At 71.0% G+C, this 25,337-nt stretch carries 26 protein-coding genes; 14 read left to right on the forward strand and 12 right to left on the reverse strand.

From position 1 onward, the window contains the following. Window positions 1-322: 322 nt before the first annotated feature. Both AB0M99_RS34825 and AB0M99_RS34830 read left to right on the forward strand, forming a co-directional pair. Entirely contained in the window at window positions 323-940 is a 618-nt protein-coding gene (locus AB0M99_RS34825; protein ID WP_365927731.1) for a hypothetical protein, read from the forward strand. A gap of 69 nt (window positions 941-1,009) precedes the next feature. Further along, window positions 1,010-1,288, forward strand: a complete 279-nt coding sequence (locus AB0M99_RS34830; RefSeq protein WP_365927733.1) for a transposase — start codon at window positions 1,010-1,012, stop codon at window positions 1,286-1,288. A gap of 786 nt (window positions 1,289-2,074) precedes the next feature. Here the strand turns inward: AB0M99_RS34830 and AB0M99_RS34835 are convergent. From AB0M99_RS34835 to AB0M99_RS34850, 4 genes are read right to left on the reverse strand one after another with little or no spacing between them, the layout of a single operon-like run. Further along, entirely contained in the window at window positions 2,075-3,295 is a 1,221-nt protein-coding gene (locus AB0M99_RS34835; RefSeq protein WP_365927735.1) for an ABC transporter permease, read from the reverse strand. Further along, window positions 3,292-4,008, reverse strand: a complete 717-nt coding sequence (locus AB0M99_RS34840; protein ID WP_365927737.1) for an ABC transporter ATP-binding protein — start codon at window positions 4,006-4,008, stop codon at window positions 3,292-3,294. Before AB0M99_RS34840 ends, AB0M99_RS34835 begins: the two co-directional genes overlap by 4 nt. Continuing rightward, entirely contained in the window at window positions 4,005-5,213 is a 1,209-nt protein-coding gene (locus AB0M99_RS34845; protein ID WP_365927739.1) for a peptidoglycan-binding protein, read from the reverse strand. The genes AB0M99_RS34840 and AB0M99_RS34845 overlap by 4 nt, the downstream gene beginning before the upstream one ends. Further along, window positions 5,210-5,734, reverse strand: coding sequence for a hypothetical protein (locus tag AB0M99_RS34850; protein ID WP_365927741.1), 525 nt, complete (start codon window positions 5,732-5,734; stop codon window positions 5,210-5,212). The genes AB0M99_RS34845 and AB0M99_RS34850 overlap by 4 nt, the downstream gene beginning before the upstream one ends. Window positions 5,735-5,824: 90 nt before the next feature. On the opposite strand from AB0M99_RS34850, the gene AB0M99_RS34855 reads away from it, so the two are divergent. From AB0M99_RS34855 to AB0M99_RS34865, 3 genes are read left to right on the forward strand one after another with little or no spacing between them, the layout of a single operon-like run. Next, complete coding sequence (locus tag AB0M99_RS34855; RefSeq protein ID WP_365927743.1) at window positions 5,825-6,490, forward strand: response regulator transcription factor; 666 nt, start codon at window positions 5,825-5,827, stop codon at window positions 6,488-6,490. After that, complete coding sequence (locus AB0M99_RS34860) at window positions 6,487-7,773, forward strand: ATP-binding protein (RefSeq protein ID WP_365927745.1); 1,287 nt, start codon at window positions 6,487-6,489, stop codon at window positions 7,771-7,773. Before AB0M99_RS34855 ends, AB0M99_RS34860 begins: the two co-directional genes overlap by 4 nt. A 13-nt stretch (window positions 7,774-7,786) precedes the next feature. Beyond that, window positions 7,787-8,578, forward strand: coding sequence for a hypothetical protein (locus AB0M99_RS34865; RefSeq protein ID WP_365927747.1), 792 nt, complete (start codon window positions 7,787-7,789; stop codon window positions 8,576-8,578). Here the strand turns inward: AB0M99_RS34865 and AB0M99_RS34870 are convergent. The 3 genes from AB0M99_RS34870 to AB0M99_RS34880 form a co-directional block, all read right to left on the reverse strand. Continuing rightward, window positions 8,550-9,209 carry a hypothetical protein gene (locus AB0M99_RS34870; protein WP_365927749.1) on the reverse strand — a complete coding sequence of 220 codons (660 nt, stop codon included), beginning with the start codon at window positions 9,207-9,209 and terminating at the stop codon, window positions 8,550-8,552. The genes AB0M99_RS34865 and AB0M99_RS34870 overlap by 29 nt on opposite strands. Window positions 9,210-9,273: 64 nt before the next feature. After that, window positions 9,274-9,654: a hypothetical protein gene (locus tag AB0M99_RS34875; RefSeq protein WP_365927751.1), complete on the reverse strand. Its 381-nt coding sequence runs from the start codon at window positions 9,652-9,654 to the stop codon at window positions 9,274-9,276. Next, entirely contained in the window at window positions 9,651-9,908 is a 258-nt protein-coding gene (locus AB0M99_RS34880) for a hypothetical protein (RefSeq protein ID WP_365927783.1), read from the reverse strand. The genes AB0M99_RS34875 and AB0M99_RS34880 overlap by 4 nt, the downstream gene beginning before the upstream one ends. A 165-nt stretch (window positions 9,909-10,073) precedes the next feature. On the opposite strand from AB0M99_RS34880, the gene AB0M99_RS34885 reads away from it, so the two are divergent. The 6 genes from AB0M99_RS34885 to AB0M99_RS34910 all read left to right on the forward strand — a co-directional run bounded on the left by AB0M99_RS34885 (window position 10,074) and on the right by AB0M99_RS34910 (window position 18,416). Next, on the forward strand, window positions 10,074-11,021 hold the full coding sequence (locus tag AB0M99_RS34885) for an LLM class F420-dependent oxidoreductase (RefSeq protein ID WP_365927753.1): 948 nt from the start codon (window positions 10,074-10,076) through the stop codon (window positions 11,019-11,021). Window positions 11,022-11,030: 9 nt separating this feature from the next. Continuing rightward, window positions 11,031-11,816, forward strand: a complete 786-nt coding sequence (locus AB0M99_RS34890; RefSeq protein WP_365927755.1) for a glucose 1-dehydrogenase — start codon at window positions 11,031-11,033, stop codon at window positions 11,814-11,816. 107 nt (window positions 11,817-11,923) lie between these two features. Beyond that, complete coding sequence (locus AB0M99_RS34895) at window positions 11,924-13,051, forward strand: LLM class flavin-dependent oxidoreductase (protein ID WP_365927757.1); 1,128 nt, start codon at window positions 11,924-11,926, stop codon at window positions 13,049-13,051. A 279-nt stretch (window positions 13,052-13,330) separates the two neighbouring features. Then, window positions 13,331-15,070, forward strand: coding sequence for a D-aminoacylase (locus AB0M99_RS34900; RefSeq protein ID WP_365927759.1), 1,740 nt, complete (start codon window positions 13,331-13,333; stop codon window positions 15,068-15,070). Next, on the forward strand, window positions 15,067-16,554 hold the full coding sequence (locus AB0M99_RS34905; RefSeq protein ID WP_365927761.1) for an aldehyde dehydrogenase family protein: 1,488 nt from the start codon (window positions 15,067-15,069) through the stop codon (window positions 16,552-16,554). The genes AB0M99_RS34900 and AB0M99_RS34905 overlap by 4 nt, the downstream gene beginning before the upstream one ends. 290 nt (window positions 16,555-16,844) lie before the next feature. Beyond that, window positions 16,845-18,416, forward strand: a complete 1,572-nt coding sequence (locus AB0M99_RS34910; protein WP_365927764.1) for an APC family permease — start codon at window positions 16,845-16,847, stop codon at window positions 18,414-18,416. Between the two features lie 117 nt (window positions 18,417-18,533). On the opposite strand, the gene AB0M99_RS34915 is transcribed toward AB0M99_RS34910, so the two are convergent. After that, on the reverse strand, window positions 18,534-18,875 hold the full coding sequence (locus AB0M99_RS34915; protein ID WP_365927766.1) for an XRE family transcriptional regulator: 342 nt from the start codon (window positions 18,873-18,875) through the stop codon (window positions 18,534-18,536). A 112-nt stretch (window positions 18,876-18,987) separates the two neighbouring features. On the opposite strand from AB0M99_RS34915, the gene AB0M99_RS34920 reads away from it, so the two are divergent. Next, window positions 18,988-19,278, forward strand: coding sequence for a hypothetical protein (locus tag AB0M99_RS34920; RefSeq protein WP_365927768.1), 291 nt, complete (start codon window positions 18,988-18,990; stop codon window positions 19,276-19,278). Between the two features lies 1 nt (window position 19,279). On the opposite strand, the gene AB0M99_RS34925 is transcribed toward AB0M99_RS34920, so the two are convergent. Next, on the reverse strand, window positions 19,280-19,690 hold the full coding sequence (locus AB0M99_RS34925) for a nitroreductase/quinone reductase family protein (protein WP_365927771.1): 411 nt from the start codon (window positions 19,688-19,690) through the stop codon (window positions 19,280-19,282). Then, window positions 19,687-20,325, reverse strand: coding sequence for an NAD(P)H-binding protein (locus tag AB0M99_RS34930; protein ID WP_365927773.1), 639 nt, complete (start codon window positions 20,323-20,325; stop codon window positions 19,687-19,689). Before AB0M99_RS34930 ends, AB0M99_RS34925 begins: the two co-directional genes overlap by 4 nt. Before the next feature lie 58 nt (window positions 20,326-20,383). On the opposite strand from AB0M99_RS34930, the gene AB0M99_RS34935 reads away from it, so the two are divergent. Both AB0M99_RS34935 and AB0M99_RS34940 read left to right on the forward strand, forming a co-directional pair. Next, complete coding sequence (locus AB0M99_RS34935) at window positions 20,384-20,764, forward strand: helix-turn-helix domain-containing protein (RefSeq protein WP_365927775.1); 381 nt, start codon at window positions 20,384-20,386, stop codon at window positions 20,762-20,764. A gap of 7 nt (window positions 20,765-20,771) precedes the next feature. Beyond that, the gene (locus AB0M99_RS34940; RefSeq protein WP_365927777.1) at window positions 20,772-21,569 is read left to right on the forward strand and encodes a DUF4239 domain-containing protein; all 798 of its coding nucleotides are present in this window, start codon (window positions 20,772-20,774) and stop codon (window positions 21,567-21,569) included. 9 nt (window positions 21,570-21,578) lie between these two features. Here AB0M99_RS34940 and AB0M99_RS34945 read toward each other — a convergent pair whose 3' ends face one another. Together AB0M99_RS34945 and AB0M99_RS34950 are read right to left on the reverse strand one after the other, a co-directional pair. Next, window positions 21,579-21,977 (reverse strand): VOC family protein, encoded by a 399-nt coding sequence (locus tag AB0M99_RS34945; protein WP_365927779.1) that lies wholly within the window; start codon window positions 21,975-21,977, stop codon window positions 21,579-21,581. Between the two features lie 92 nt (window positions 21,978-22,069). Continuing rightward, complete coding sequence (locus AB0M99_RS34950; protein WP_365927781.1) at window positions 22,070-25,279, reverse strand: ricin-type beta-trefoil lectin domain protein; 3,210 nt, start codon at window positions 25,277-25,279, stop codon at window positions 22,070-22,072. Window positions 25,280-25,337 lie beyond the last annotated feature (58 nt).

A 25,337-nucleotide genomic window follows, 5' to 3' on the forward strand; every position in this document is an offset into this window, starting at 1 on the left:
CGCGACTGACCCTCGTCTGCGGCTGGTCATGGGCCGACCACGACCCTCACGCCCCTCAACGACGGAGACTGACACCCGTCTAGGGCCGGGCAGAGGCCGCCCACGACCTTCAGGCCCTCCCACCGCCCGCGACTGGCCCCGGTCTGGGGCTGTTGTGGTTCGTGGGGCGGGTGGGGCCCGTTGGGGCCTGCCGGAGGGGGGAAACGGTCCAGGTGGAGCGTGAGGCCGGATCCATCAACCTCAGACTCCGTCAGAGGCCCACCGGCCTCCCAACGGCCTCAAAAGAATCTTGGTTCGATGCTGGTCGTGACAGAGTGCTCGCATGTCCAACCCCATCGCCTACCCGGTCTTCCGAACCACCGACCCGATACTGGCTCTGCGTGTGGCGCGTCAGCTTGTGGCAGTGGGTGACCAGCAGTACACGGAGGTGTCAGTGGACGTCGAGCTGTGCACCGTCACGGAAGTGTTGCGGATACGCGAGGCGCTGCCGGACGCCTGGTTCCGGAAAGAGGATGTCGAGGAATGGGCGCGGGATCCTTCCGACCCGACGGGCTTGCACGGCGGTGTCCACGCGCCCGAGCTCTCCAGTGATCCGGACTTCCTTGCCTCCCACCTGCCGCTTTGGGCATCGATGGAATACCGGGCCGTTGACAGCATCGAGGAAGAGTTCGCCGCCTTGGTTGGAGCGAACATCGGCGAGATCTGGTGGTCGAGCTTGATCTGGCCCGACGTACCGGACCGTGGCATCCCCGGTGAAGCCAACAACGCCCGGGTTTCGCTGCTGTTCAACTGCCGAACCCAAAGCCTCGACGAACGCTCCGATGACCACACTGTGCTCGTCCACGTGCGCCGCAGGAATCGCGATGGGTCCGAGGAGCGACACGCCTCCTGGCTGGCAGAGCAGATCGGCCAGTCCGTCATGGGCCCACCACAGGCGTAACCCCCGATCGAGTCCCGTCTGCTCGTCGTTTGGGGATGACAGGGGGCGGCGCGATCTGACGGATGCGGAGTGGGAACGGCTACGGCCGTTCCTGCCGGTCAGCAACAGACGTTGTGGCAGGTGATCGACGGGATTTTGCACCGGGTACGGACCGGGGTCCAGTGGCGTGACCTGCCCGAACGGTTCGGGCCGTGGAAGGCGGTTTACGAACGTCACCGGCTGTGGTCGGCCGACGGAACCAAGGAACGCCTGCTCCAGCAGGTCCAGGCCGAGGCTGACGAAGCGGGTGAGATCGCTTGGGACCTCTCCGTCGACTCCACCCCGCCTCAAAGGGGGACGCAGCAGTAGAACGCCAGAGTGAAGAATCGCGGCAGAGGCCTCGTCGCCCGCCTGGTGGAGGTGGTGCAGGAGGTGAGGGCCTCGGCCGTGGCGGGGCGGGTTCCACGAAGCTCCACCTGAGCGCGGACGGCCGCTGCCGCCCGCTCTCCCTGATCGTCACACCGGGACAGCGGGCGGACTGGCAGCCTGCAGTCGCCGTCTCGGAGGAGCACGAGCGATCGTTGGCGGCCTATGTCCAGCCACAGACGGCCGCTGACGCCGTCCTGGAGGAGCGCGTAGCGATTGTGGGCGGCTTATGTCCAGCCCAAGAGGGTCGCTGACGCCGTCGTCGAGGAGCGCGTAGCGATTGTGGGCGGCTTATGTCCAACCCCAGACGGTCGTCGGACGCTATTCGCGAGGAGCGCGTAGCGATTTGGGGCGCCTGACCCCCCGCCAGGATCATCTCACCGCTGTTTGGGGCAGGTTGGGGTCGTCTTTGGTCCCCGCAGGTGGGTTCCGCCCTGCATGGGAGTTCCGGGCCGGGAAGGCATGGATCAGCACCCGGCCCGTTCTTTTGGGGGGTTCCCGACAGTCCTGTCTTTCCGTGGCGGGCCGGCCTGTCAAGGGTGGCCGAAGGCCATCGCGCAGCGACGCGACGAAGGAGCGCCCTTGACAGGGCGGACCGACACGGAGAGACGCTGGGACTGACGGGAACCCCCCAAACCCGTCAACGCCCCCGCCCAGGAGCAGCACCGCAAAACCCCGCGCCCGACCCGCCCCTCACGCCCCCGCCCCGCCGCCCCCGCCCCCGCCCCCTCACCCCGCCTGTAGTGCCAGCGTCGGGGACAGGCGGGCCGCACGGACCGCTGGGTAGAGGCCCGCCAGGGTGCCGATGGCCAGGGTGGCGGCGAAGCCGCCTGTGACCGCCCAGAGGGGGACCACCCAGGGGAGGTCGCCGGCGCGGGCGTAGATGCCGGTGGCCGCGCCGCCGAGGGCGATGCCCGCCAGGCCGCCCAGGCCGGACAGGAGCAGGGACTCGGTGACGAACTGGATGCGGATCTGCCCCTTCGTCGCGCCCAGCGACCGCCGCAGGCCGATCTCGTGGCGGCGTTCCAGTACCGAGATGATCATGGTGTTGGCCACGCCGACCCCGCCCACCAGCAGGGCGATGCCGCCCAGGCCCAGGAGGAGGGTGCTGAAGGCACCCTCGGTGGCGGCCTTCGCCTGGAGCGCCGCCGAAGGGTCGGTCACCGAGACCGTGCTCGGCGACTGCGGGTTGGCCGTCTTGCCCATGAGCGCGCGGACTTCGGCGACCCGGTCGTCCGCCGAGCGCTCGTAGACCGCCGTCGGGTGCCCGTCGAAGCCCAGCAGCTCCTGCGCCGCGTCCCATCCGATCAGCGCGGAGCGCTCGATCTCGGGGGCGAGCGGGATGGGGTCGAGGATGCCGATGACTGTGAAGTACTGGCCGGCGATGAAGACCTGCCGCCCCGGCTCGGTGATGCCGAGGCGCTCGGCGGTGACGTTGCCGAGCACGACCGACGGGTAGCGGCCGGTGGCGTCGTTGAGCCACGTGCCGCTGCGCATCCGCGCGCGGAGGGTCCCCAGCAGGTCGTCCTTGGCGGCCTTCAGGGCGATGCCGCCGGTCTCCTCCTTCGGGATGTTCTCGCTGCGCCGCACTGCCTCCGGTACGTCGCCCGTCGTGCCGACCGACTCGACCCCGTCGATACGGGCGATCATGCCCGGGGCCTCCTTCGGCAGCTTGGTGTCCTGGCCCGAGAACATCGACTGACCCGGGGTCGCGACCAGCATGTTCGTGCCCAGCTTGTCGAGTTCGCGCAGCAGCTTGGCCTGGCTGGAGGACGAGATGCCGACCACCGCGATCATCGTCGCGATGCCGATCGCGATCCCGAGCGCGGACAGGAACACCCGCATGGGGCGGGAGCGCAGCCCGGCCGACCCCACGTGGAGGACGTCCCGGGGCCGCAGCCGCGGCGGTGTCAGCTTGCGGGCACGGGTACTCGTACCGGCGCGCCTCACGCGACACCCGCCCCGGACGCGGCCGCCGCGTTCCACACGTCCGCGACGATCTCGCCGTCGCGGATGCGCACCTGCCGGGGCAGGCTGGCGGCGATCTCGTTGTCGTGGGTGATCACGGCGATGGTGGCCCCGTCCCGGTTCAGCTCGTGGAGCAGCTCCATCACCGATTCGCCGGACGCCGTGTCCAGCGCGCCTGTCGGCTCGTCGGCGAGCAGCAGGTCCGGCTCGCCCGCCACCGCCCGGGCGATGGCCACGCGCTGTTTCTGTCCGCCGGAGAGTTCGTGCGGCCGGTGGTCCATGCGGTCGCCGAGGCCGACCCGCTCCAGCGCGTGCTCGGCGCGGCGGCCGCGCTCGGCCCGGGAGAGGCCGGAGTACAGCAGTCCTTCGGCGACGTTCGCCTTGGCGCTGATGCCCGGTACGAGGTGGAAGGACTGGAACACGAAGCCGACGTGGCGCGAGCGCAGGGCCGACAGGGCCCGGTCGGAGAGGGTCGCGATGTCGTACCCGGCGATGGCGACCCGTCCGGCGGTCGGGCGGTCCAGCGTGCCGACGATGTGAAGCAGGGTGGACTTGCCGGAGCCGGACGGGCCGACGATGGCGAGGAGTTCGCCGCTCATGACGGTCAGGTCCACCCCGCGCAGGGCGTGGACCGGGCCGGGGTACTCCTTGGTGACGTCGGTCAGTTCGACGACCGGGCGGGCGTGCGTGTTCATGATTTCGGGACCCCTACCTGCGTTCCCTCCTTGAGGGAGTCCCCCTTCACTTCGACCCGGCCCTTGCCGAACATGCCGAGTTCGACCTTGACCTCGCGCACCTTGCCGTCCTCGACGACCTGGACGCCGAACCCTCCGCCGGAGAGCGCGAGCAGTGCGTTGACCGGTACGGAGAGCACGCCCTTGCGGGTCTCGCCGGTCAGGTTCACCGACACCGGGGCCTGGTCCGGGCCCTTGGCGTCGGAGGCGTTGTCGAGGGTGACGCTGACGTCGACCTTCGGCTTCTTGTCGCCGCCACCCCCGCCCCCGCCCCCGGAGCCGCCCGTGCCAGGGTCGTCGGGGTTGGCGGTGTTGCCGATCGACTCGATCCTGCCCGTGGCCGTGCCGCCGCCGGGCAGGGTCACGGTGACCTGGTCGCCGACCTTGGCCGCGCCCGCCTTGGCCACCTCCAGTTGGAAGCGGACCATCCGCTCGGTCCCGGTCAGGGTCATCACGGGTTTGCCCGCGCCGGCGTCGTCGCCGACCGCCATGTCGTTCTTCTGCACCCGCTGCGGACCGGACGCGAAGGCGATGTCGTCCTTGCCGACCTCGCCCGTCTCCTTCATGCCGTGCGACTTCTGCCAGCGCTTCACGGCGGTGGCCGTGCCCGCCGTGAAGGTGCCGTCGGAGGCGTCGAGGCCGGTGCCGAGGCCGAGGGCCAGCAGGTTGGACTTCAGCTGCTTGACGTCGTCGCCCTTGTCCCCGGACTTCATGGCCCGGTACACGGGGGTGCTGCCGTACATGAGACGTACCGGTTTGCCGTTGACCTCGTACAGCTTGCCGTCCCGCTCGATCGCCGTGCCCGCGCCGGCGACCCAGGTCAGCACCGCGGAGCCGCCGCCCCCGCCGGAGCCCGGGCTGCCCGAGCCTGCACCGCCCGAGTCTGCGCCCGGGGAGCCCGCGCCGCCGGTACCGCCGCCGCTGCCGCCGCCCGCGCTGAGCTTGCGCTCCTTCGCGTACCCGAGGGTGCCCTCGACCTTGAGGCCGGAGCTCAGGTCCCCGCGGGTGACCGGCGCCGTCCCGGGCGGCATGCCGTCCGTACGCTGCTGCCGCGAGCGGTCGCCGTCTCCGTCGCCGTGGGGCTGGGCGACGACCGCGTACCCGCCGCCCGAGGCGGCGAGGACGACGGCCAGCGAGCCCAGCAGCCACTTTCCGCGCTTGTTCACTCCGACCCGCACTGGTTCATCGCGTCCATGAAGGCCTGCTTGTCCACGCCGTCGGGTATCCGGGTGCTGCTCATGGCGTTGCCCTTGAACTCCGGGTCCGGCACGTCGAAGCCCTTGTCGCGCATGCACTTGGCCGTCTTCAGCGCCTTGTCCTTGATTTCCTGCGAGGGCCCGGGACCCGACCCGGGGGCGTCCAGCCCGCACTTCTCGAAGGCCTTCTTGACCGCCTCCGAGTCGGCGTTCCCGCCGAGGGTCATGCCCCGCGGGTCCTGGCCGGGCTCCGGGTCGGGGGCGTCGACGCCGTTGTCGCGCAGGCACTTGCGCACCTTCAGGGCCTTGTCGGCGTCCGCGCCACCGCCCCCGCCCGCACCGCCGCTCGCGGCGTTCGAGGAGGACCCGTCCTTCTTGCCGTCCTTGCCGTCCTTGCCGTCCGCGGAGCCGGAGCCTCCGGTGCAGGCCGTCACGAAGAGGGTCAGCCCGGTCAGCACCGCGGCCGTGGTCATCGTCATGGATCGCTTCATGCGGCCGAGCCTGCGCGAAGCGCGGGTTTCGCTTCCCTAACGGCTCGCGCTTACAACGGCGAAATGCCCTTCTCGGGTAAAGAGGACGGCATGCGAGTTCTGGTGGTGGAGGACGAGGAGTTCCTCCGGGAGATGATCGCCGAGGGTCTGCGCCGCGACGCGCTCGCCGTCGACGAGGCGAGCGACGGCCTGGAGGCCTTGCGGCGCCTGCGCCTGGGCGCGTACGACGTCCTCGTCCTGGACCGCGACCTGCCCGGCCTGCACGGCGACGAGGTCTGCCGGCAGGTGGTGCGCGAGCGGCTGCTGACGCGGGTGCTGATGCTGACCGCGTCCGGGACCGTACGGGACCGCGTGGAGGGCCTGGGCCTGGGCGCCGACGACTACCTCACCAAGCCCTTCGCCTACGACGAGCTCCTCGCCCGCGTCCTGGCGCTCGGTCGGCGCGCCCAGCCGGCCCTGCCCCCGGTCCTGGAGGGCGCGGGCGTCGCCGTCGACACCGCGCGCCGGACCGCGACCCGGGAGGGGCGCCGGCTCTCGCTGTCGCGCAAGGAGTTCGCGGTGCTGGAGGCGCTGCTGCGCGCCGAGGGGGCGGTGCTCAGCAGCGACGACCTGATCGAGCAGGTGTGGGAGGAGGACACCTCGTACAGCACCAATGCCGTACGGGTGACCCTGAGCAAGCTGCGCGCCAAGCTGGGCGAGCCGCCGCTGATCGAGACGGTGTCCGGCGCCGGCTACCGGATCGGCGCTCCGCAATGAGAGCGGTGCTCCGATCCGAGCGCGCCCGTCTCACCGCCCTCTACGGTTCCCTGCTCCTCCTCGCCGGCGGCGGCCTGATCGCACTGATCAACGTCCTGCTCCGCAACGGCCTCTACACCCGCATCAGCGGCGCCGTCATGACCACCCGCGTCATCCCCGACGCCGACGGGAAATACCCTCCCTTCGTCGAAGGCGGCCGCACCCCCGTCCCCGCCCAGAAGCTCCCCGGGGTCGAGCCGGGCGCGCCGACCCCGGCCCCCGAGCAGCTGGAGCAGTGGAAGGCCACCCGCAACCTCACCTCCGCCGTCGAGCAGGCCACCCTCCACGAGCTGCTCGTCGTCTCCCTCCTCGCCCTCGCCGCCTTCGCACTGCTGTCCATCTGGCTCGCCTGGTGGATGGCCGGCCGCGTGCTGCGCCCCGTCGGCGTGATCACCGAGACCGCGCGCCGCCTCTCCGCCGCGAACCTCCACGAACGCATCGACCTCAAGGCCCCGCCCGGCGAGCTCAAGCGGCTGGCCGACACCTTCGACGGGATGCTCGGCAGGATGGAGGACCTGGTGGGCGCGCAGCGCCGGTTCGCCGCCAACGCCGCCCACGAGCTGCGCACCCCGCTCGCCGTCCAGCGCGCGGCCGCCGAGATCGGCCTCGCCGGGGATCCGCCGCCGGAGAAGGTGGCCCGTATCCGCTCCAAGCTGATCGGCGTCGCCGACTCCAGCCAGCACCTCATCGAGTCCCTGCTGCTGCTCGCCGTCTCCGAGGAGGGCCTGGAGAGCGCCGGACCGGTGGACCTCACGGCCGTCGCGGAGGCCGAACTGGCCGCCGTCGAGGAGGAGGCCGACGGCGCGGGCCTCACCGTCGTACGCGCCCTCGCGCCCCTGACGGTGACGGGCGATGCGACCCTGCTCGGCCACCTGGTGCGCAATCTGCTCGCCAATGCCGTACGTCACAACCGTGCGGGCGGCCGGATCACCCTGACGACCTCCGCCGACGGGGAACTGCACGGGCAACTGACGGTGTCCAACACCGGCCCGGTGATAGCGCCGCAGGACGTTCCCGGCCTCCTGGAGCCCTTCCGCCGCCGCGCCGAGCGGCAGCACACCGCAGGTGAGGGCGCCGGGTTGGGTCTCTCCATCGTCGCGTCGATCGCCCGCGCGCACGGCGCCGAGCTCCTCGCCGAGGCCAATGCGGAACCGGAGGGCGGGCTCACGGTCCGGGTCCGGTTCCCCCCTTCCGGGGGCCCCGAGGGCTTGACACCGAGCCGGAGCGGAAGATCGACGGTGTAGTACGGTCGGGTCAATGAGCAAGCACGCCCGAGCCCGTTCCCGTTCCAGGCGCCCGCGTTCGCTGGCCATCGGCGCCACCTTCGGCCTGCTGACCTTCGGTGCGAGCTGGGCGTACGCCGTGTACGAGAAGCCCGGCGCGGACCCCCGGCAGGCACTGGCCGCCGACGACCGCCCGCCCGCCCAGGACCGCGCCGCGCGCGGGGAGCACCGCGAGGCGCTCCAGGGTCTGCCCGACCTCAGCGAGCAGACCCGGGCGCAGATCCCCGCGGACTCCCGCCAGCTCGTCCTCGTGACGGGCGAGGCGAAGGACTCCTCGCACTCCACCGTCACCCTGTACACCCGCCCGGCGGCCGGTGCGGACTGGGCGAAGGCCGACAGCTGGCCGGCGCGCAACGGTGCGAAGGGCTGGTCCACGGAGCGCACGTACGGGGATCTGACCTCCCCGCAGGGCGTGTTCGCGCTGACCGACGCGGGCGGGCTGCTGGCGAAGCCGCAGGGCACCAAGCTGCCGTACGACCGCAACCGCTCCTTCGTCGCGTCGGGCCGGGGTGTCGAGGGGGAGTTGCTGGCGGGTTCCTTCGACTACGTCGTCGCGATCGACTTCAACCGCAGGCCCGGGACCTCGCCGCTGGATCCGACCAAGCCGGACGGCGAGCGCAAGGGCGGCAACATCTGGCTCCACGTGGACCACGACGGGCCTTCGCAGGGCTGCGTGGGCATCCCGAAGGAGGCCATGAAGAAGGTGCTGGAGACCCTCGACCCGGCCGCGAAGCCGGTCATCGCGATGGGGCCGGCAGGATTCTGAGGGACGGCTGCGGCCCGTCGGCCGGCCGGCTCCGGTCCCGCAGCAGCAGCACGATGTAGGCGAGGTCGAAGACGCTGCACAGGATGCCGAGTCCGAGGATGAACGGCGCGTCCTCGATCACCCCGAAGAGGACCGTCGGGGCGAGGGTTCCCAGCCATTTGGCGACGGCGATGACCAGCGACTGGCCGCGGGGGCCGCGCCGGGCGGCGTAGAGGGAGATGAACAGCCCGGACATCAGCAGGTTCTGCAGGAAGGCGGAGTACCGGGTCGCGTCGTGGGTGCCGAAGTGGGCGAGGAAGAGCCACTGCACGGCGAAGGCGGTGGCGAAGACGAGGATGCTCCAGGCGGCGAACAGCGGCCGGGTCACGGTCTCCGGGAGCTCCGCGCGCCCGAACCGCAGGTAGGTGTAGATGATCACGATGTCGGCGAGCGCCCACACCACGTTGACGACGCCCTGCGCGGACACCCCGCCGAGGAACTCGTTCACGGCGTAGGTCGACTCCCACGCGAAGTTCAGCGCGAGCGCCGCGACGGGCATGGCGTACGTCCGGTCCCGAAGCCCGACGCGGATCGCCTCGACGTAGACCACGGTCCACGCGATCCCGCTGACGACGGTGAGAAACAGATCCACCCGCCGACCCTAGAGCTTCGCCCGCCCCCGGCACAGCCCCCTGCAACCCCCAGGGATCCCGCGCTCAGGGCGTGAGGTCCAGTACGCGGACTGGCTCGCCCTCCCACCGCTTGGGGTCCGTGGTGGCGACGATCGCTCCGTCCGGCCGCTCCGCGGTGGGCTGGGAGGTGTGCAGGCAATGGGCCGCGGCCCAGGTCTTGTGCCGGGCGACCGCCAGCGCCGCCGGCAGGTCCAGGTCGAGCACGATGATGCCGGGCAGGGCAGCGAGGTGCTCCGCCGTGCCGGGCCGGTCCCGGTCGGCCTCGACCAGCGCGCACGAGGGGGCGTAGAGGAACCAGTCCGCCTCGGCGTGTGCGCGGTGGATCAGGCGGGAGGCCAGAACGTTGCCCTGACCGGCGGCGGTCATGGCGGTCTCGTCCAGCACGATGTGCATCGGCTCGGTCACCGCGGCCTCGCCCCGTGCAGGCGCCGGTCCAGTTCGCTGTCCAGTTCCTGCTGCTCGGCGGCCGTCGGCGCGTAGCCGTTCCACGCGCGCAGCGCGACGCGTGCGTGCTCGGCGCGTTCCGCGCGCTCGGCCGGGGTCAGCAGGGTTTCGGCCAGCCGGGCCAAGTAGGCGCGCAGCGACAGACCCTCGGATGCCGCTATGGCGGCGAGTCTGTCCTTGGCTTCCTCGGGGATGCGGATGTTGGCGTCGGCCATCGTCGTGCTCCTTCCCATCCATCCAGGGTACGGGTACGCACCCGTACCCGCAATCCTCACTCGACGCGGCCGCCCCGTACCTCTTGCCTGACGGACCGTCAGCTACGACGATGGCCCCCGGCGTCGGTATGACGAATCGGCAGACGAGGACGAGGCGGGGACGGCATGGCTCGCGTGTTTCCGGAAGGTCGGCTGGTCTACGGGATGCAGCTCCCGATCCAGTCGCAGAGCACCATCTACGCCGAACCCTGGGAGGCATCGGCCGGCGCGGCCGATCTCGCCGAGATCGCGCGGGCCGCCGACCGGGCGGGCTTCGGGTACGTCGCCACCTGCGACCACGTGGCCATCCCGCGCCGGCTCGCCGGCCCCATGAGCACCGTCTGGTACGACCCGGTCGCCACCCTGGCCTTCCTGGCCGGGGTCACCGAGCGCGTACGGCTGCTGAGCCACGTCGCGATCCTCGGCCTGCGCCACCCGCTGCTCAGCGCCAAGCAGTACGCCACCGTCGACCACCTCTCCGGCGGCCGGCTGATCCTCGGCGTCGGCGCCGGGCACGTCCAGGAGGAGTTCGAGGTCCTCGGCGCGGACTTCGAGCGCCGCGGGGCCGTCCTCGACGAGACCCTCGACGCCCTGCGCGCGGCCCTCGGGCCGGATGAGTACCCGGAGTTCGAGGGCGAGCGGTTCTCCTTCAAGGACCTCGGCCAGCTGCCCCGGCCGTCCCAGGAGCGGATCCCCGTCTGGGTCGGCGGCTCCTCGCCCGCGGCCGTGCGCCGCGCCGCCGTGCGCGGCGACGGCTGGCTCCCGCAGGGCGACCCGCGCGACAAGCTCCCGGGCCAGATCGCCCGTATCAAGGAGCTCCGCGCGGCCGCCGGGGTCCAGGACCCCATCGAGTTCGGCGCGATCACCGAGGCGCTCTACGTCGGCGAGCCCGGCTGGGACACCGGACGGCGGACCCTCACCGGCAAGGCGGAGGCGCTCGCCGAGTCCCTGCGGGAATACGGGGCGCTCGGCGTGGACCAGATCCAGGTGCGCTTCCGCAGCCGCGACCGCGCCGAACTCGTGGACCAGATCACCGCGTTCGGGGCCGAAGTGGCCCCGCTCCTCAATGACTAGGAGTACGTCATGGGCAAGCTGGACGGCCGCGTCGTCATCATCACCGGCGCGGCGCGCGGCCAGGGCGAGCAGGAGGCCCGCCTCTTCGCCGCCGAGGGCGCCAAGGTGCTCCTCGGCGACGTGCTGGACGAGCAGGGCGCGGCGGTCGCCAAGGAGATAGGCGAGGACCGCGCCCGGTACGTACGGATGGACGTGAGCCGGGAGGAGGACTGGGCGGCCGCCGTCGCAGCGGCGAAGGAGGCCTTCGGCCGGGTCGACGGCCTGGTCAACAACGCGGGCATCCTGCGCTTCAACGAGCTCACCTCGACTCCGCTGGAGGAGTTCCGCCAGGTGGTCGAGGTCAACCAGGTCGGGGCCTTCCTCGGCATCAAGGCGGTGGCCCCCGAGATCGAGGCGGCCGGTGGCGGCACGATCGTGAACACCTCCTCGTACACGGGCCTGACGGGGATGGCGTACGTCGGCGCGTACGCCGCGACCAAGGCGGCCATCCTCGGCCTCACCCGGGTGGCGGCGCTGGAACTGGCGGCCAAGGGCATCCGGGTCAACGCGATGTGCCCGGGCGCCGTGGACACGCCGATGGCCAACCCGGGGCTGCTGGACCCGGCGAACATGACGGACGAGGCCAGGGACGCGATGGCCGAGCTCTACCAGCGGGTCGTGCCGATGGGGCGGGTCGGGCAGCCGGAGGAGATCGCGAAGCTCGCGCTGTTCCTGACCGGCGAGGACTCCTCGTACATCACCGGCCAGCCGTTCGTCATCGACGGCGGCTGGATGGCGGGCGTCAGCGTTCTCTGACGAGGTATCTGATGAAGCGTCAGGTATTGACGCTCGCGCCCTTGCGATGGAACAGTCGTGGCATCGAATCTGACGCAACGTCAGAAACCAAAGGACGGTGAACCCCCTTGGAATTCGGGCTCTTTGTGCAGGGATACGTGCCTGAGGCGCGGTCCAAGGTCGACCCCGAGGCAGAGCACAAGGCGCTGATCGAGGAGACCGAGTACGTCATCCAGGCGGACAAGTCCGGCTTCAAGTACGCCTGGGCCTCCGAGCACCACTTCCTGGAGGAGTACTCGCACCTGTCGGCGAACGAGGTGTTCCTCGGGTACCTCGCCCACGCCACCGAGCGCATCCACCTCGGCTCCGGCATCTTCAACCCGCTCGCCCCGGTGAACCACCCGGTCAAGGTGGCCGAGAAGGTCACCATGCTCGACCACCTCTCCAAGGGCCGCTTCGAGTTCGGCACCGGCCGCGGCGCCGGCAGCCACGAGATCCTCGGGTTCCTCCCCGGCATCGAGGACATGAACGGCACCAAGGAGATCTGGGAGGAGACCATCGCGGAGTTCCCCAAGATGTTCCTCCAGGAGGAATACGAGGGGTTCCGGGGCAAGCACTGGTCCCTGCCCCCGCGGAAGATCTTCCCCAAGCCGTACGGGAAGGCCCACCCGGCCATGTGGTACGCCGCCGGCTCGCCCGCCTCGTACGCGATGGCGGCGAAGAAGGGCCTCGGCGTGCTGGGCTTCAGCGTGCAGAAGGTCTCCGACATGGCCTGGGTGCTGGACCAGTACAAGACGGCCGTCCAGGAGGCGAAGGCCATCGGCGCCTTCGTCAACGACAACGTCATGGTCACCTCGACCGCGATCTGTGCCGAGACCCACGACAAGGCCGTGGAGATAGCGGTCAACGCGAACATGAACCGCTTCCAGTCGCTGGTCTTCCGCTACCACGACACCTTCCCGCGGCCCGAGGCGATCCCGCAGTGGCCCGAGACGCTGCCGGAGTACAACGCGGAGATCATCGAGCTGCTGATCGCCGAGGAACTGCTGATCTGCGGCGACCCGGACGAGGTCCGCGCGCAGTGCAAGCGCTGGGAGGAGGCCGGCGCCGACCAGCTCTCCTTCGGCCTGCCGACCGGGGTGTCCCCGGAGGACACCATGACCACGATCAAGCTCATCGGCGAGCACGTGATCCCGCACATCGACACCGACCCGGTCCACCGCACCACCCGCTTCCGCGAGGCCGCGGGCTCCTAGGCCGCGGGCTCCCAGGCCCCGGGCCCCCGAGGACGGGGGCGGCGTCTTCCCGGACCGCCGCCCCGAACCGGCCCCGGCCGGAGGTCAAGGCCGCGGCCGGCCGGCGACCCCCGACCGGGGCCCTCGGCAGCCCCGGCACACATCGGGCCCCGGCCCACATCGGGCCCCGGCCCACATCGGGCCCCGGCCCACATCGGGCCCTGGCCGCACGTCGGGCCTCGGCCCCGCACCGAGCCCCGGGACACGGACTGCAAGGCGAACACCGGCAGAAGGGACGTCATGCTCGACCACCTGATCAAGGGCGCCACCGTCGTGGACGGCACCGGCGCCCCGGCCCGCATCGCGGACGTCGGCGTGCGCGACGGCCGGATCGTCGTCATCGCCGCACCGGGATCGGTCACCGAACCCGCCACCACCAGCGAGGACGCCACCGGGCTCGTCCTGACCCCCGGCTTCGTGGACCCGCACACGCACTACGACGCCCAGCTGTTCTGGGACCCGTACGCGACCCCCTCCATGAACCACGGCGTGACCACCGTCGCGGGCGGCAACTGCGGCTTCACCCTGGCCCCCCTCAACCCGGACCGCCCCGAGGACGCCGACTACACGCGCCGCATGATGAGCAAGGTCGAGGGCATGGCCCTCAAGGCCCTCGAAGACGGCGTCGACTGGACCTGGTCCACCTTCGGCGAGTACCTCGACGCACTCGAAGGCCGCATCGCCGTCAACGCCGGCTTCATGGTCGGCCACTGCGCCCTGCGCCGCCACGTGATGGGCGAGGACGCCGTCGGCGGCCGGCCCACCCCCGAGCAGCTCCAGCAGATGCTCGACCTGTTCCACGACGCCATGAACGCCGGGGCCTGGGGCCTGTCCACCACCCAGTCCTCCACCCACTCCGACGGAGCCGGCGCCCCCGTCGCCTCCCGCCACGCCGCGCCCGAGGAGCTCCTCGCCCTCTCCAGAGCCGTCGCCGAACACGAGGGCACCCAGCTCGAAGCCATCGTCGCGGGCTGCCTCGACCAGTTCTCCGACGAGGAGATCGACCTCTTCGTCGACATGAGCGCCGCCGCGGGCCGCCCGCTGAACTGGAACGTCCTGACCATCGACGCCGCCGTCCCCGAACGCGTCCCGCGCCAGCTCGTCCCGAGCGAGCGCGCCCGCAAGGCCGGCGGCCGGATCGTGGCACTGACGATGCCGATCCTGACCCCCATGAACATGTCGCTCGGCACCTTCTGCGCGCTCAACCTCATCCCCGGCTGGGGCGAGGTCCTCGGCCTGCCCGTCCCGGAGCGGATCGAGAGGCTGCGCGACCCGGACGTACGGGCCGAGATGCTGCGCCGCGCCGACAGCAAGGAGGCCGGGGTCTTCCGGCGCCTGGCCAACTTCGGGCGCTACGTCATCGGTGACACGTACAGCAAGGAGAACGAGGGCCTCTCGGGCCGCGTCGTCGACGACATCGCCGCCGAGCGCGGCCAGGACGCCTTCCGGTGCCTGGTCGAGATCTGCGCCAACGACGACCTGCGCACGGTGCTGTGGCCCATGCCGACCGACAACGACCCGGCGAGCTGGGCCCTGCGCCAGGAGACCTGGCAGCACGAGGACGTCATGCTCGGCGGCTCCGACGCGGGCGCGCACCTGGACCGCATGTGCGGGGCCCCGTACACGACCCGGTTCCTCGGGGACTGCCTGCGCGGCCGCAAGCTGGTGCCGCTGGAGCAGGCGGTACGGATGCTCACCGACGACCCGGCCCGGCTGTTCGGCCTGCGCGAGCGCGGCCGGATCGCCGAGGGGTACCACGCCGACCTGGTCCTCTTCGACCCCGAGCGGATCGAGGCGGGACCCGCCACGCTCGTGCACGACCTGCCCGGCGACAGCCCGCGGCTGGACGCGCGGGCGATCGGCATCGTGTCGGTGCGCGTCAACGGCGTGGAGACCATCCGCGACGACGAGGTGACGGGGGCGGTCCCCGGGATCGTGCTCCGCTCCGGCCGGGACACGAGGACGGTGAGTACGCGTTGACCGCACAACGGCTCTACATCGGCGGCGAGTGGGTCGAGCCCGAGGGCGGGCACTACGAGGTGCTCAACCCGGCGGACGAATCGGTGGTCGGCCTGGCTCCCGAGGCCTCGCGAGGCCAGGTCGAGCAGGCGGCCCGCGCGGCGGCCGAGGCCTTCGAGAGCTGGTCCCGTACGACGCCCGAGGCGCGGGCGGCGATCCTGGACCGGGCCGCCGACATCATCCAGCGGGAGTACGAGCCCTGGTCGGCCCTGGCCCAGGCGGAGACGGGCGCGCCCACCGGGATCGCCCGCGGCATGCAGGTCGGCGTCGGGGTGACCCGCTTCCGGCGGTACGCGAAGGGCGCCCTGGAACCGGTCGAGCGGGGCCTGCCCCCGCAGGTCACCGAAGCGGGCCCGATGGGCGCGGCGAGCGTCCTGGGCGCGCTGGAGGTGCGCCAGCCGGTCGGGGTCGTCACCTGCATCACCTCGTACAACAACCCGTGGGCGAACCCGGCGGGCAAGGTGGCCCCGGCCCTGGCCATGGGCAACACGGTGGTGGTCAAGCCGGCCCCGCAGGACCCGCTGTCGGTGTTCAAGATGGCCGAGGCGCTCGCGGAGGCGGGGGTCCCGGCGGGCGTGGTGAACGTCGTGAACGGTCAGTCGGTGGAGATCGGCGAGGCCGCGGTCGATTCCCCGTACGTGGACATGGTGTCCTTCACCGGTTCCACGGGCGTCGGCCAGCGCATCGCCGAGGTCTGCGGGCGGACCATGAAGCGGCAGCTGATGGAGCTGGGCGGCAAGGGCGCGGCGGTCGTCTTCGAGGACTTGGACGACGCGGGCCTCTCCGCGGCGGTGATGGGGATCGGCACCACCTTCTCCTTCTACTCCGGGCAGATCTGCACCGCCCCGACCCGGGTGATCGCCCACCGCGCGGTCTACGACCAGCTGATCGAGAAGCTGACCGGCTACCTGGCCTTCATGAAGGTCGGCGACCCGGCGGAGCGCGGCACGGTGGTGGGCCCGGTGATCTCGGCGGCGCACCGCGACCGGGTGGAGTCGTACGTCGAGCTGGGCCGCAAGGAGGGCGCGCGCATCGCGTACGGCGGCGAGCGCCCGGTCGTCGGCTCTGAGGGCAAGGGCTTCTACGTGGCCCCCACCCTCCTCGTGGACTGCACGAGCGACATGCGGGTGGTCCGGGAGGAGATCTTCGGCCCGGTCGTCGTGGTGGTCCCCTTCGAGGGGGAGGGCGGCGCTGCGGAGGAGGAGGCGGTCCGGCTGGCCAACGACAGCGACTTCGGCCTCATCAGCTACGTCTGGTCCGGGAACTCGGCGCGCGCGTTCCGGGTGGCCCGGCGGCTGCGGTCGGGCGGGGTCGGCGTCAACACGATCGGCCGGAACATGGAGGCGCCGTTCGGCGGCTTCAAGCGGTCGGGCGTGGGCCGGGACGTGGGCTCGTACGCCCTGCATGCGTACAGCGAGACGCAGTCGATCGTCTGGACGGGCTGAGGCGGAAGGCGGGGAAGGGGGCGGGACCGCGGGTGGGGCCGCGGTCCCGCGGGGGTGTGACGGCGATCACTCGGGAAATCTCAAAAGGCGCATAACGGGCAAGCCTGCGGTTTCCGCATGACGGAACCTCACATCCAGGGCCTGTTTAACCATGGGCGGATGCCTAAGTGAACCTTGTATTGCGCGCTCGTGAACTGTCTCGATCGCGAGATTCCAAGGGATTTGAGCCTGTGGACTTCCGGACTTAAGTCCTCCAGATGTGGAAACCGCAGCATCTAACGTCCTGACCCATGACACAGCTGGACGTTCGGCCGCAGGCCGGAGACACGGTAAGCGGCGTCGCACAGGGCAGCGGCGACGTACGCGGCAAGGGTCTGGGCAAGGGCTCCGTCGGCCTGATGGGAAGCGCCGTCATCGGCATCTCCACCGTCGCGCCCGTCTACTGCCTGACCTCCACCCTCGGCTCCACCGCCGGCGAGGTCGGCGTGCAGATGCCGGCGATCTTCCTGGCCGGCTTCCTGCCGATGCTCCTGGTCGCCTTCGCGTACCGCGAGCTCAACAAGGCCATGCCGGACTGCGGCACCTCCTTCACCTGGACCGTCAAGGCCTTCGGGCCGCGGATCGGCTGGATGTGCGGCTGGGGCCTGGTGATCGCCACGATCATCGTGCTCTCCAACCTCGCGGGCGTCGCGACCTCCTACTTCTGGCTCCTGGCCGGGGAGATCACGAACAACCCGTCGGTCGCGGCCCTGGACGACAACAAGCTCGTCCACATCGCCACCTGCCTCACCCTCATCGCCATCGCGACCGCCATCAGCTACCGCGGCATGACGGCCACCAAGGGCATCCAGTACGCGCTCGTCGGACTCCAGCTCGTCGTGCTCGCCGTCTTCGTGGCCATGGCCTTCCAGAAGGCCTCCGCCGGCACCTTCGACACCGGCCTGGACTTCTCCTGGTCCTGGATGAACCCCTTCGCGGTCGAGTCCATGGCGGCCTTCACCGCCGGACTCTCGCTCTCGATCTTCATGTACTGGGGCTGGGACGCCTGCCTGGCCACCAACGAGGAGACCACCGGCTCCGCCAAGACCCCCGGCCGCGCCTCGCTCATCGCGATGGTCGTCCTGGTCGGCTCGTACCTGGCCACCGGAGTCGCCGCCCAGATGGCCGTCGGCTCCGGCGGCGAAGGCCTCGGCCTCGCCAACGAGGAGACCTCCGGCAACGTCTTCGCCGCCCTCGCCGGGCCCGTCATGGGCCCGATGCTCGGCATCCTGCTCTTCGTCGCGGTCCTGGCCTCCGCCGCCGCCTCCCTGCAGACCACCTTCATCCCGGTGGCCCGCACGGTCCTGGCCATGTCCACGTACGAGGCCCTGCCGCCCGCCTACGCCAAGGTCCACCCGCGGTTCAAGACCCCGGGCCGCGCCACGATCGTCGCGGGCGCCGCCACCGGCGCGTTCTACACGGTGATGACCCTCGTCAGCGAGAACGTCCTGACCGACACGATCTTCGCGCTCGGCCTGATGATCTGCTTCTACTACTCGCTGACGGCCTTCGCCTGCGCCTGGTACTTCCGCCGCGAGCTGCGCACCTCCGCGCGCGCCCTGTTCTTCAAGGCCGTCTTCCCCGTCCTGGGCGGCCTCCTCCTCGCCGCGGTCTTCTTCAAGACCCTGTACGACGCCTGGGACCCGTCCTACGGCTCCGGCTCGCACATCCCCGGCCTCGGCGTCGGCAACGTCTTCGTCATCGGCGTCGGCCTGCTGGCCCTCGGCCTGGCCATCATGTTCGTCACGGAACGCCGCAGCCCGGCCTTCTTCCGCGGCGAGGTCCTGACGAAGTCGACCCCGTCCCTGGTGGTCAACGACTGACCCCCACCGCACCCCCCGGGAGGCCCGCCCCTCCCCGCCCACTGCTGTGTCATCCCGAGGCCCCGGATCGATCCCCCCGATCCGGGGCCCCGGCCGTTTCCGCCCCGGCGGTCGTGGTCACCCGAGGACGTACTGCTCGTCCCCGAAGTCGGCCACGATCTTCAGCTTGCCGCCGAGGGCCCTGACGTAGGCGGCGAGAGTTTCGACCTCGCTGCGCGCCAGCTCGCCGTTCTCGATCCGGGAAACGCGTGCCTGCGTGACCCCCATGGCCTCGGCGACCTGGACCTGCGTCGTCTGCTGCCGCTTGCGAACCTCCGCCAGACGGTGCGCCCGCACGACGGCGATCATCTCGGCCGCGCCCTGGTCGATCTCGGCTCGCTCGGCGTCGGAGAAGCCGAATTCCTCGACCAGGTCGTCCCAGCGGGCACTCTTGGCGGCAGGGTCGGGCCTCTGGCTCATGGTGTGTCCTCTTACGCAAGCGTCATAGTGGTGAGGGGGTGGGTAGAGCGAGGCTCACCCCAAAGTGGTGGTGCGCGGTGACCACGGGGGTGGGCGGGTCGTTGGGTGGGGCATGAACGCCATGAAGCGCAGCCTTGCCGCCCTGGTGCTTTCCGGGGGCGCCGCACTCGTACTGACTCCCGCCGTCGCGCACGCGGACGAACAGCCCGCCAAGGGGCAGCCGATCGTCGAGCGCGCCGTCGACATCGTCGACCACCCCGCGCAGACCGTCCAGGACGCGAAGACGGCCGTCGCCGTCACCACGGCCGCCGCCGGGTCCGCGTCGAAGGCGACCGACTCCTCCCTCGCGGGAGCCGGGAGCGCCCTGTCCACCGGCCTGCCGAAGACCCCGAGCGTCGGCTGACTCAGCCCGTACGGGTCACCAGCACCAGCGGGATCTCCCGCTCCGTGGCCTCCCGGTACGCCGCGTACGAGGGCATCGCGGCCACCACCACCGGCCACAGCCGCCGCGCCTCGGCCGGGCTCGCGCGCCGCGCGGCCGCCGGGAAGGTCTCGGCGGCGACCTGGAGGGTCACCGCCGGGTCGGCCGCCAGGTTCAGGTACCAGGCCGGGTGCCGGTCGGCCCCCGCGTTCGACGCCGTGAGCACGTACGCATCCCCGTGCCGTACGTAGGCCAGCGCCGTCCGGCGGGGCAGACCGGACCTGCGCCCCCGGGTCGTCAGCAGCAGGTCGCGGATCCCCGGCCGCGGCACCCCGCCGGTCTCCTCGAAGCGGCGGATGTGCTCGGCGACCCAGGGGTTCGGGCTGTCGGTCACCCCGCCGCCCCCGTCACCCCGGCGTGCGCCGCGTGCACCGTCGGGGCCACGGCCTCGTCCAGCACCGCCCGGGCGAAGTCCGCGTGCGAGATCCGCCCGGCGGCGTCCGCGGGGCCGAAGGCGTAGCCCCCCGCGGGCTCCCCGTCGGCGAAGTCCCCGGCCGGGCTCAGCACCGCCCAGTCCAGCCCGGCCGACGCCGAAGCCGCCCGCAGGGCCTCGGTGCCGGCGGCGTGGCCGACGTAGAACTCCCGCCACTCCTGCGGATACCCCGGGGTGTCCATCAGCAACGCCCCCGACTCGGTGGGCAGTACGGAAGCCAGCCCGACGGACACCAGCCGCCGGACCCCCGCCCCCGGCAGCCCCGCCGCGAGGGCTCGCGCCGCGGCCGGGAAGAACTCCCCGGGACCCACCTGCGGGTCGTACACCGCCGCCACGGCCAGGTCGTGCCCCGCCGCCAGCCGCGCCACGTCCGCCGCCGAGGTCACCTCGCCCTCGGCCCGGCCCGCCACGGTCACCTCGTACCCCCGGGCCCGCGCCTCCGCGACCACGGCCCGCCCGACTCGGCCGCGCCCGCCGAACACGATGATGCGGGCGCCCGTCTCCTGCTTGTCCGTCTGCTCGTTCGTCGTCGTCATGGGGCGAGCGTAGGACGAGGCCTGGTTACCGACCGGATACCGACGTACGGTGGCGATCATGACGCAACAGCCCCTGGATCCGGAGATGTTCGACCCCGTCTGCCCCTCGCCCCTGGTCCCGTTCCGGATCGGCGACAAGTGGGCGACCCTGATCCTGCGCTGCCTCCAGGACGGCCCGCGCCGCTTCTCCGAACTGAAGGTCCCGCTGCGCGAGATCACCTCCAAGTCCCTCACGCAGTCACTGCGCGGGCTGGAGCAGGGCGGCTTCGTCACCCGCACCGAGCACGCGCCCCCCGAGCGCCGCGTCGAGTACGCCCTCACCCCGCTCGGCCGCGGGCTGCTCGGCCCGCTGGACGCGGCCTGTGAGTGGACGCGCGAACACTGGGACGAACTCCTCGACGCCCAGGAGGCCGCCCTCTCCCACAGGGGTGCTCGTTGAACAGGCCATGATTCTCTGGCTGCTCAACCACCTCAGCACCTTCGTCATCGCCGTGCTCCTCGTCGGCGGCCTCACCCTCCTCGCCGCGGCCGGGAGCGCTGCCGCCCGCCGCCGCTTCCCGCACCTCGCCAAGGGCGACCACAACGAGATGGTCGGCGTCGCACTCGGCATGTTCGGCGCGATCTACGGCATCATCCTCGCCTTCGTCGTCGTCACCCTGTGGACGCAGCTGGAGAACACCCAGACCATCGTCGCCACCGAGGCCACCGACCTGGCCCTCGTCGTACGGAGCGCGGAGACGTTTCCGCCGGCCGACCGGGCGCGGGTGGAACAGGCGGTGGGCGCGTACGCACACGCCGTCGTGGAAGTGCAGTGGCCGCTGATGCGCGAGGGCAAGCCCAGCTACGAGGCCACCGCGCCCCAGACCCAGGCCCTGTACGAGGCACTCCAGGCGTACGAGCCGTCCGGCACCCGCGCCGAGACGTTCTACGCCGAAGCCGTCAGCCGCCTCAACGACGTCGCCGCGCAGCGCAGGGCGCGCGTCTCGATGGCCGAGACATCGCTGCCGCTGCTCCTCCAAGTGCTGGTGTACGGAGGCGCGTTCGTGATCCTGCCGCTGACCTTCCTGTTCGGGCTGCGCAGCCTGAAGATGCAACTGCTGTTCGTGTCCGCGGTGGCCGGGCTGATCGGCTTCAGCCTGCTGCTGGTGGTCGCGCTGGACCGCCCCTTCGCCGGTGACCTGAGCGTGAGCCCGGCACCGTACAAGGAGGCGGCCTTGTCGAAGTACTGGGCTACGGGCGCCTGAGGGCTCGCCTCAGCCCCAGGTACGGGAGCAGAGCACGAGCTGATAGCCGTCCGGGTCCTCGACGGTGACCCCGAACTCGTCCCAGTACGGGTTGTGCGCGGCGACCCGGGTCCCGCCGTGCTCGACGAGCCGCTGGACGAGCGCCTCGTCCGGAGCCTCGCCGAGGTACACCACGAACAGGTCCTCCACGGTGGGCGCGGGCTCGACCGGGTTCTCGGGGTCGTGGGTGAGCTCGAAGTGCCAACCGCCCCCGGCGGGCCCGACCATCACCAGGTCGTGCTTGCCGGACACCCGCTCGGTGGTGCGCCACTGCACGTCGAGCCCGAGCCCGCCGACGTAGAACCGTTCAACGGCGGCGAGGTCCCGCGAGGGCCGGGCGATGCGTATGTGCGTCTGCGCGTTGATCATGCGGGCAGCGTACGTCGCGGCTCCGACACCCGGACACGGCGACGGCCGCCACCGTGAGCTCACGATGACGGCCGTCCCAGTGCCCCTTGATGTCAGCTGTTGGCCAGCGGGGAAGCCAGGCCGGTGGCGGTCCAGCGCTGGGGATTCGAGCCGTTGCAGTCCCAGATCTGAAGCTGGGTGCCGTTGTCGGTGCGGCCGTTGGGGACGTCGAGGCAGCGGCCGGACTGCGGGTTGTAGAAGCCGTTGGTGGCGGTGGGGAGCCACTGCTGGGATCCGGTGTTGTTGCAGGTCCAGAGCTGGACGGGGGTGCCGCTGGCCGTGCCGGCGTTGACGGTGTCCAGGCACTTGCCGAGGATGCGGAGTTCTCCGTTCTCGCGGATCTCGAACTGTTGGGCGGCGCCGCCGTTGTTGTCGTTGCAGTCCCAGATCTGGATGCGGTTGCCGTCGGTGGTGCTGCCGGTGTTGTCGTCGGCGCACTTGGTCTCGCTCAGCGCGGAGACGAGCTTGGTGCTGGTGGCGGAGGGGACGGTGGAGTGGTCGTAGACGGTGACGTTGCTGATGCGGCCGTCGAGGGGGATGGAGGGCTTGGCCTGGTACTGGTAGCGGCCCATGACCAGGGGGCCGGTGGCCTTCCAGGTGGTTTTGGCGTGGTGGCCGGTGCCGGCGAGGGTGCCGTTGACGTAGAGGGCGATGAGGCCGGTGGTGTCGTCGTAGCTGGCGGTGAGCTGGGTCCATGCGCCGAGCTGGGCTTTGGCGGCGTCGTTGAGGGTGCCGGTCTGGTCGTAGTCCCAGCCGTCGGTGTCCTGGCGGGCGAGGGCGAAGCGCCAGGTGCCTTGGCCGTCGTTCCAGAGCATGAAGCCGCTGCCGCGTTGGGCGTTCTGGCTGACGACGACGCCGTCGTTCTTGTCGGCCTTGGCCCAGGCGGAGACGGTGAAGCTCTTGCTGGTGTCGAGGGCGGGCCCGGTGGTGGTGACGGCGCTGCCGGTGCCGTCGGTGTTCAGCGTCCCGTCCAGGTCGATGACCTTGGTGGCGGTGCCGGCGACGGTGTCGTCGGCCCAGGTGGTGCCGGTGGTGCTGAGGGTGGCGTTGGTACGGCCGCGGAGGTCGGTGGCGGTGGTGCCGGTGCCTTCGTTGAGCTTCCAGTGGGAGGTGGAGATCCGGGCGTCGCCCATGGTGTTGGGGACTCCGAAGCCGGTGACCTTGCCGCTGGTGGTGGTGCCGTTGCGGGTCGTCAGACGGTGGCGGCTGTCGAGGGTCCACAGGTCGGGGACGTTGTCGGCGTTGGTGTCGCCGGAAGATCCGACGACGGGCTGCGCGGCGGCGGTGAGGCCGGTGCTGATCTTGGTGCGCTTGGTGTGGTCGCCGAGGGCGGCGGGGTTCCCGGCTTCGTTGGCGTACTGGTAGAGGTCGCCGGTGGTGTTGTCGCGGGCCCACAGATCGGGCAGGCCGTCACCGGTGGCGTCACCGGGGGCGATGAGGGTGAGGTTGTCCCACCCGGAGGAACTGAGAACGAGGGCGACTGGATCACGCAGGGATCCGACAGAGCCCGCGCCCTGGAAGAGCACCAGCTGTGAGAGGCCGGAGCCGTTGCTCTCGACGGTGAGCAGATCGTTTCGGGGGGCGATATCCGCCTCCGGCAGTGCGTCACCGACGGCGACGATCTGCTTTACCAGGGTCCAGTTCGAGGCGTATTCAGCCCCGCAGGGCTGGCCGGTTGGCGCCACGGTGCAGGTGGCTACAGACGGGCGCTTGACCGTCAGGGCCTTGCTGGCGTGGTAGTAGAGGCCGCCGTTGGCTGCGAGGCCGCCCTGGGTGAGCGAGTTGCGGTAGAGCTTGAGTTGTCCGTCGCGGTAGGTCCACAGGTCGTCGATGTAGATGCCGTTGCCACCGCGGTGGGTGGTCAGCGTGCCGCTGCCCCAGCCCTTGCCACCAGGGCTGTTGGCGGCGTTGGAGGCGAGGATGCCGCCTGCGGCGGGGTCGGTGGCGGTGGGGTAGACGATGAGGTCGCCGTTGTCGGCTGGCGCGATGAAGTCGACGCGCTCGTCGCCGGTGATGTCGCCGAGGGTGGTCTTGGCGTTGGGGTTGTCGGGGACGTAGAAGGTGTACGTCTGCGGCTGGGAGCGGTTCCCGGCGCGGTCGACGGACTGCACGCGCAGGACGTTGGTGCCCCAGGTCGTAGGGGTCAGCGGGATCGAGGCGGTGCCGTCGGCTGCCGCGTCGATGCGGTTGGCGCCGCCGACGGGGATCTGCGAGTTGAAGGCCCATTCGTAGTACAGGACGCCGCTGAGCGGGTCGGCGGCCTTCATCTGGAAGGTGCCGGCCTGGCCGATGTGCTGGGAGGAGCCGGGCAGGGTGCCCGACGGCGGGTATTCGGCGGAGGTGACGACGGGGACGGACGGGGGCTGGGTGTCCATGGTGAAGGTGCAGCCGGTGGCCCAGGTGGAGTCCCGGTCGCCGTCGTTCGAGGCGACCCGCCAGGAGTACGTGTGCCCGTCCAGGAGGTTGGTGGGGTGGGCGGATGCCCAGTGGTCATTGGTGGCCTCGGCGACGCGGCCGCTGTCGTAGACGATGGCGCCGTTGGCGGTGTCGGCGACGTAGAACAGCGCGGAGGCGGGCTGGTTGTCGGGGTCGCCGATCGCGGCGGTCAGGCTCAGGCCGGCGTAGGTGGTGGCGCCGACCCAGCCGCAGCCGTTGCCGTTCGGGTTCTTCGGCGCGGGCGTCATCGACAGCGACCAGGGCTCCTTAGGGGCCCGGTTGTACTCGATGTACAGGAACGGCAGGTTGTTGCGGTCACGGGTGAACCGCTTGAAGGAGTTGTTGCCGCTGTTCTTGGACTCGTCGGCCGCGAACAGCCCGAAGGTGAGGCTTCCACGCCCGTGGTTGGCGGCCAGGTGGTCGCGAACATCCCACTCGCCACGGGTAGTGCCCGGGCAGTTGTCGCTGCCGACACTGTTGAGCGTGCTGGTGCCGATCGTGCCCCAGTCCGAGGGCTGGCTGTTCCAGGTGGTGCCGGACCCGATGCTGTCGGTGGCGTGCAAGGTCACGCCGTAGGTGTTGGAGCAGGTGAAGTCGGCGGCCTGGGACTGGGTCGCGAAGAGCGAGGCCTTCTTGATGCTTTTGTCGCCCAGGTCACCGGTGTCGAGCTGAACGTAGTAGCGCTCAAGACCCGTAGGGGAGCTCCAACGCTGGTAGCCGATGCCGGGGTCGTATTTGTTCCCCCAGTCGTCGTAGTGGGAAGTGTCCCGGAAGGCCGGGGCCTCCTGAACTGAACCGCCCCGTGTCGAATGGAGACTCGATTTCATGAAAGGATCGAGTCATGGCACGACCTTCCCGTTACCCGCTTGAGCTCCGCCGTCGTGC

This window comes from Streptomyces sp. NPDC051183, from assembly GCF_040682455.1.
Classification (GTDB): Bacteria; Actinomycetota; Actinomycetes; order Streptomycetales; family Streptomycetaceae; genus Streptomyces.